6 protein-coding genes and 1 pseudogene are annotated in these 6706 nt (G+C 49.5%); all 7 read left to right on the top strand.

Translation table 11 applies throughout. The annotated features are described in order from the left end of the window. A pseudogene (locus WIH05_RS09225) lies at positions 1 to 462 on the top strand (hypothetical protein); the annotation flags it as partial. Then, positions 449 to 1393 (top strand): virulence protein RhuM/Fic/DOC family protein, encoded by a 945-nt coding sequence (locus WIH05_RS09230; protein ID WP_337425284.1) that lies wholly within the window; start codon positions 449 to 451, stop codon positions 1391 to 1393. The pseudogene WIH05_RS09225 and the gene WIH05_RS09230, both read left to right, overlap by 14 nt. 477 nt (positions 1394 to 1870) lie before the next feature. Then, complete coding sequence (locus tag WIH05_RS09235) at positions 1871 to 2002, top strand: hypothetical protein (RefSeq protein ID WP_022272655.1); 132 nt, start codon at positions 1871 to 1873, stop codon at positions 2000 to 2002. A 37-nt stretch (positions 2003 to 2039) separates the two neighbouring features. After that, on the top strand, positions 2040 to 2963 hold the full coding sequence (locus WIH05_RS09240; RefSeq protein ID WP_337425285.1) for a hypothetical protein: 924 nt from the start codon (positions 2040 to 2042) through the stop codon (positions 2961 to 2963). A gap of 92 nt (positions 2964 to 3055) precedes the next feature. Next, complete coding sequence (locus WIH05_RS09245; protein WP_337425286.1) at positions 3056 to 4417, top strand: MATE family efflux transporter; 1362 nt, start codon at positions 3056 to 3058, stop codon at positions 4415 to 4417. Positions 4418 to 4435: 18 nt separating this feature from the next. Then, positions 4436 to 5767 (top strand): nucleobase:cation symporter-2 family protein, encoded by a 1332-nt coding sequence (locus tag WIH05_RS09250; RefSeq protein ID WP_337425287.1) that lies wholly within the window; start codon positions 4436 to 4438, stop codon positions 5765 to 5767. A 434-nt stretch (positions 5768 to 6201) separates the two neighbouring features. Then, positions 6202 to 6549 (top strand): TnpV protein, encoded by a 348-nt coding sequence (locus WIH05_RS09255; protein ID WP_337425288.1) that lies wholly within the window; start codon positions 6202 to 6204, stop codon positions 6547 to 6549. Positions 6550 to 6706: the final 157 nt, after the last annotated feature.

A 6706-nucleotide genomic window follows, 5' to 3' on the forward strand; every position in this document is an offset into this window, starting at 1 on the left:
CGCCTCCTTATTGCGAGTGTCCAATTTGGCGAAAGCCAAACACCGAGGAAAAGCGAAGCTTTTTCGAGGTGGCCTGGACGGAGAAGCGGAAGAACCAATATGGCACGCTTTTTAACGATGCATACCATGTTTGACTTTTTTTTCAAAAAATATTGTATTTATTTATATTTTGTGATACTATATCCACACAATGAGTGGATACATAAGGAGAGCGAGATGGACAAAAAAGAAAGGATTGAAAAGCAGATAGGTACATTAAAAGGAATTCGTGAAATGCTGGATATGAACAGGACAGAATTTTCACGATACATGGATATTCCACTGAGAACATTAGAGGAGTGGGAAGCGGGAAGAAGACAGATGCCGGAGTACGTACTCAGATTAATTGCATATTACGTTAAGGTGCAGAAGTTGATGAAGGAAAAAGGAATAGAATTGGAGGAACGATATGAACAAAAATGAAATTGTAATTTTTGAAACAGAGGATAAATTGATAACGCTTCCTGTGGCAGTAGAGAATGAGACGGTCTGGCTGAATAGAAATCAAATGGCTGAGCTTTTTGACCGGGATGTAAAAACAATTGGTAAACATATTAATAATGCCCTAAAAGAGGAATTGGAAGGTCAAGTGGTAGTCGCAAAATTTGCGACCACCACTCCACATGGTGCTATCGAAGGAAAAACGCAAACACATATGACAGAATATTATAACCTGGATGTTATCATTTCTGTCGGCTACCGTGTAAAATCAAAACGAGGCGTTGAATTCCGGCGTTGGGCAAATTCAGTTCTTAAGCAATACATATTGAAGGGTTACGCAGTAAATGATAATCGTATCAAGCAGTTAGGTGAGGTGATACGAATTATGAAGCGGACCGAAAACGAGTTGGATAGCAGGCAGGTTCTTTCTGTAATAGAAAAATATAGCAGTGCACTGGATTTACTGGATTCTTATGATCACCAGAGTATGACACGGCCAGAAGGAAATCGTGCGACGTATGTTCTTACATATGAGGAATGTATGGACGTAATCCAGAGCATGCGATTCGGTGATGAATCGGATTTATTCGGAAAAGAAAAGGATGATTCTTTCAAAGGCAGTATCGGTAATATTTATCAGTCATTTGGAGGAATAGATATCTATGAATCTTTGGAAGAAAAAGCTGCGAATTTGCTGTATTTGGTGACCAAGAACCACAGCTTTTTCGATGGAAATAAAAGAATTGCTGCGACAATGTTTCTCTATTTTCTTGATAAAAATGAAGTACTGTTTATAGATGGACAAAAGAAAATAGAAGATGCTACTTTAGTAGCACTAACCATTATGATAGCAGAGTCCAGACCAGAAGAAAAAGAAATGATGATAAGCGTGATTATGAATTGTATGTTATAAAGCTTGATTTTAACTTTGGAATGTTGTTCCTAATGACAATCACTTGTGAGCGGCAGTCGCCAAGGTCTCGTGCAGGCACGGACTTTGGTTCTTGCCCGCGTAAATCAAAGCAGACAACACAACGCGAACCATTGTGCCGCCTGCTTTTTGACTGTCCCGATTTAACTTAGATGGCTCCAATACGGCGCGTCTTTTAACGACGGACGCCATATTGAGCTTTTTAAGAGTAAAAAATATTGTATTTCTATGTATTTTGTGATACGAATTATGAAGCGGACAAAAACGGACCGGACAGCAGCCCGGTCCCCTCTTATCTCGTTCCTTTTTCCCTCAGCTTACAACCGGCAAATGTAACGCCGACCATGAGAATAAAGCCAGCGGCATAGGCGGGGAAAACGCCATGGAATGCCCTGCAACAGAAAACGGTGCTCTTTACACACATGTATACACCTGTTACGCAAATGGAGGTATACACCAATGAAAAAGAAAATAGTCCGGACGATCACATATAAGGCTGTGGACCCCATGGGGGCCGGGAACAGGGAGGCGAGAGCATCCCTGGATCTGGACAGCCGGACAGATGCGGCTGAAACAGGTGCCGTGCATTGAGCGGAATGCCAAGTTTACATAAAAGGAGAGACCATATATGCCACAGGATAGAAACAGCTCCGGGAAAACAACGGCGTACTTCCATCTTCCGGGCCTGTTTGAGTTTTATGAGCTGTACAAGAGATTTCTGCCGTTATTTTTTGAACATAGGGAATATTTTTACGAATGGTGCGGGATCGGCTCCATATACGGCGCTCCGGCGGGATGCATCTGGGGCGGGGGCCGTGTCGGGGAAGGAGATCAGAATCCGGGAGAGGTCCTGGCGCTGCTGGAGAAGTACGGGATCTCTGCCCGTCTGACCTTCAGCAATTCCCTGCTCAGGGAGGAGCATCTTGCGGACCGGAAATGCAACGCTCTCTGCGCCATGTTTGAGAAGAGCGGGAAAACGAAAAACGGCGTTATCGTTCATTCGGAGCTTTTGCTGGAGTATTTAAAAAAGAAATATCCAGGCCTTTATTTTGTTTCCTCCACCACAAAGGTACTGACAGATTTTGACCGGTTCACAGAGGAGATCGACCGGGAGGAGTTTCGCTATGCGGTGCCGGATTTCCGGCTGAATAAGGCCCTTGACCAATGGGATACGCTGTCAGAACGCCAGAAGGCTAAGGTGGAATTCCTGTGCAACGAATGCTGTTTCTATGGATGCAGGGACAGGAAACGCTGTTACGAGGCCGTCAGCCGGAAAAATCTCGGGGAGGACGGTCCGGACCACTGCTGTACGGCTCCCGGCGCAGGGGAGGGCTACCGATTTTCCAGAGCCATGAAAAATCCAGGATTCATCGGAGCAGAAGAGATCCGGAGCGTCTATCTTCCCATGGGCTTTTCTGATTTTAAGATCGAAGGCCGGGGACTGGGCAGCGCCCTGGTCCTGGAGTTCCTTCTTTATTACATGACCAGGCCGGAATACCAGATCCATGTGAGAGAGGAAATGTATCTGGATAATATGCTGGATCTGTTTTAAGTGCGGCCTGTAAAACGGCGGAAAATCCACTTGCAGCCTTTCTGCGGATGCGCTAAAATAAACCGGGAAATTAAAAGGAAGCGAGGCGTCATATGGGAACGGATATGACAAAGGGACGGCCCCTGCCGGTCCTTCTGCGGTTTACGATACCGCTTTTGCTGGGAAACCTTTTCCAGCAGTTTTATAATATGGCCGATACGATCATCGTGGGCCGGTATGTGGGAGCCGGAGCCCTGGCGGCCGTGGGCTCCACCGGGATCATCATGTTTCTGATCACAGGCTTTGCCCAGGGACTCACCTCCGGCTTTACGATCCTGACGGCCCAGCGGTATGGAGCCGGGGATACGGCCGGTGTAAAGCGGAGTGTTTCCGCGGGGATCTTTCTCTCAGCCGTCACAACAGTGGTTCTCACAGGCTTTTTCCTGGCGGTCATGGATCCGCTCCTTCGTCTCATGCAGACTCCGGAGGACATTTTCAGGGAGGCGGGCCGGTATATCAGGATCATTGCCGCAGGAACGGCGGTCTGTGTATTCTATAACCTGTTTTCTGCCTTTCTGAGGGCGGTGGGAAACAGCCGGGTCCCGTTGTTTTTTCTGGTCTTTTCCGCCTGCTTAAACGTGGCGCTGGATCTGGCGCTGATCGTGGGCGGAGGCATGGGCGTGGAAGGCGCGGCCCTGGCAACGGTGCTTTCCCAGGCAGTATCGGCAGTATTATGCGGTGGGTATATTTTCTTAAAAACGCCGGATCTGACGCCGGGAGCCGGTCAGTGGCGTCCCCACAGAGGAGACGTCAGACGGGAGCTGTCCATTGGAATTCCCATGGCTCTCCAGTTTGCCATTACAGCCTCCGGGGGCATGGTCATGCAGTCGGCTGTGAACCAGTTCGGTTCCCTGGCGGTGGCGGCCTATACGGCGGCCGGAAAGCTGGAGACCCTGGTGGAGCAGGGAATGATCGCCCTGGGCCAGGCCATGGCCTCCTATGCCGGCCAGAATTTTGGAAAAGGGGATCTGGACCGGGTAAAAAAGGGAGTCCGGGCGGGCATGACCGTAACAGTGGTCTATGCGGTTATGGCGGCAGTCCTGGGGACTGTTTTCCTGCGTCCGGCCATGAGCCTGTTTTTTGCAGGCGATATAAGTGCCATGATGCCATGGGCCAGGACCTACATGAACATCTGTGTGGTGTTTTTTATCCCGTTGGGTGCGATCTTTGTATACAGGAACGTGATGCAGGGATGCGGATACGGCTTTCTGCCCATGGCCGGGGGGATCGCAGAGCTGCTGGCAAGGCTGGTGACGGCGGTCTTTGCCATGAAAATGGGAAGCTACGTTCTTACATGCTTCTGCCATCCGGCGGCATGGACGGCAGCGGCGGTGTTTTTGTGGGTCTCCTATGAGCGGGTAATAAGAAAGGCAGAGAGGGAGAAACGGGCTGAGGATCCCCCAGCCGCATTTTAACCAGGAAAGGATAAGAGTATGAAGAACAGTGAATGCAGCATCAGCAACATATACAGGCTGGACGGGAGGGTGCCTCTTTTAAAGGCAGTGCCCTTTGGACTCCAGCATATTCTGGCCATGTTTGTGTCGAATCTGACGCCGATCACGATCATTGCGGCCGCAGGGGGGCTTTCCCAGGCAGAGGTCGCCGTTCTTCTGCAGAACGCCATGCTGGTGGCCGGGATCGCAACGCTGATCCAGCTGTTTCCGGTCTGGAGGATCGGTTCCAGGCTTCCGATCGTCATGGGCGTCAGCTTTACGTTTGTTACGGTGCTGAGCATCGTGGCGGCCAGCTACGGATATCCGGCCGTCATAGGCGCAGTGATCTGCGGCGGAGTCTTTGAGGGCGTCATCGGCCTGTTTGCCAGATACTGGAGAAAGATCATTGCCCCTGTGGTCGCCTCATCGGTGGTGATCGCCATAGGATATTCCCTGTTTACGGTGGGGGCCAGATCCTTTGGAGGCGGCTATGCGGAGGACTTCGGCTCGGCCTCCAATCTGCTTCTGGGAGCTGTCACACTGACCGTCTGCCTGGGCTGGAACATCCTGGCACGGGGATATCTGAAACAGCTGTCTGTGCTGGCAGGACTTGTGGTGGGATATATCCTGGCGGTGTTTATGGGCAAGGTGGATCTGTCAGTGATCTTTTCAGAGGGAATCGTTTCCCTGCCAGCTCTTCTGCCCTTTGCACCGGAATTCCATATGGGAGCCATTTTTTCCGTTGCCATTATCTTTATGGTTTCTGCGGCAGAAACCATCGGGGACACGACTGCCATGGTCTCTGGAGGGCTGGGCCGGGAGATCACCTCAAAGGAGATTTCCGGTTCCCTGGCCTGCGACGGCTTTGCTTCCGTCGTTTCTGCCCTGTTTGGATGCCCTCCGGTGACCTCATTTTCCCAGAATGTGGGGCTTGTGAACATGACGAAGGTCGTAAACCGCTTTACCATTGCCACCGGGGCCGGCTGTATGCTGCTGGCCGGATTCCTGCCACCGGTGGGGAACTTTTTTGCATCCCTCCCGGAATCCGTTCTGGGCGGGTGCACGATCATGATGTTCGGGACCATCATGGTATCCGGGATCCAGATGCTTTCCAGGGCTGGATTTACCCAGCGGAACATGACCATCGCCGCCCTGTCGCTCTCTGTGGGCATTGGCTTTACTGCGGCCAGTGAGATCGACCTGTGGCGGATCTTCCCGGAGGTGGTCCAGTCCGTATTTTCCGCCAATGTGGTAGCTGTGGTGTTTGTCGTATCCATCCTGCTGAATCTGATCCTGCCGGAGGATATGGAGCTGGAGCGGATCCAGAGGTAGCGGAAACAGGCGGCCTGTCTTTTAGGCTGCCACAGAACTGAATAGGGGAAACGCCCCAGAAAAGGCGCTGCAAAGCAGATGGGAATGTATCTGCTTTGCAGCGCCTTTTTACACGGGCAGCGGGCCAAAGCCTGTGCCTGCACGATACCCTGGAGGTTGCCGCGATAACTATGAGAAAATCGCGCGGCGTGCTTCTTATGGTTCCGTGGAATGGCTCTGGAGCCGGAAAAGAAAAAATCCTGAAAAATTAGCACTCACATCTTGATAATGGAAGTTGATTTTTGCCCTGTTTTGTGTATCCTGGAAGTGCCTGTTTTACAGGCTTTCTAGGGCATCAGTCATTTTGTCTGGTATTGTAAAGCAGTGTCAAAATTTGTCGTAAATGTCGTAAATTTGTGGTCAAAAAATGATGAGAAATGGAGAGTGCTAATAAAATGAAATTAACGTACACAAATGTAAATGGATATCTGATTCCGAATCTCACCTATAAATCCGGTGAGCAGATGGAGCAACTTGGCAAGTATGGTTTTCTTCGCAGAGATTATCTGAAGAACCATCGAAATTCAACGTATCAAGTGATGCTTCTGCAGGATACTATTGGAGAACATCTTCTGGAAGTGGATAAAGCAGCCAGAGAAAGAGAAGAGGTAATTTTGAAGCAGCTGGAAGAAAAAGAACCTTTGCCGGATAAAGAAGCAGATCAGATGGCATGGGTGAGGACAGCCAACCAGCATAGAGCGATTGCAGAAGAGATTATTTTGAAGGAACTGATCTATGTTTAACAAAGTTGAAGTTTGTAACTGAGGATTGAGCATATTAAAAATTCATTGAAAAAAGAATAAAATGTTTAGAGAAGGCGTGAGTGATAGAGATATTACTTACGTTTTTTCTTTTGAACTGGAAAGGAGGATGGGAGCATGGCACAGATTTTTCGTGTAG

This window comes from Alitiscatomonas sp. (assembly GCF_037242085.1).
GTDB classification, from domain to species: Bacteria; Bacillota; Clostridia; order Lachnospirales; family Lachnospiraceae; genus Alitiscatomonas; species Alitiscatomonas aceti.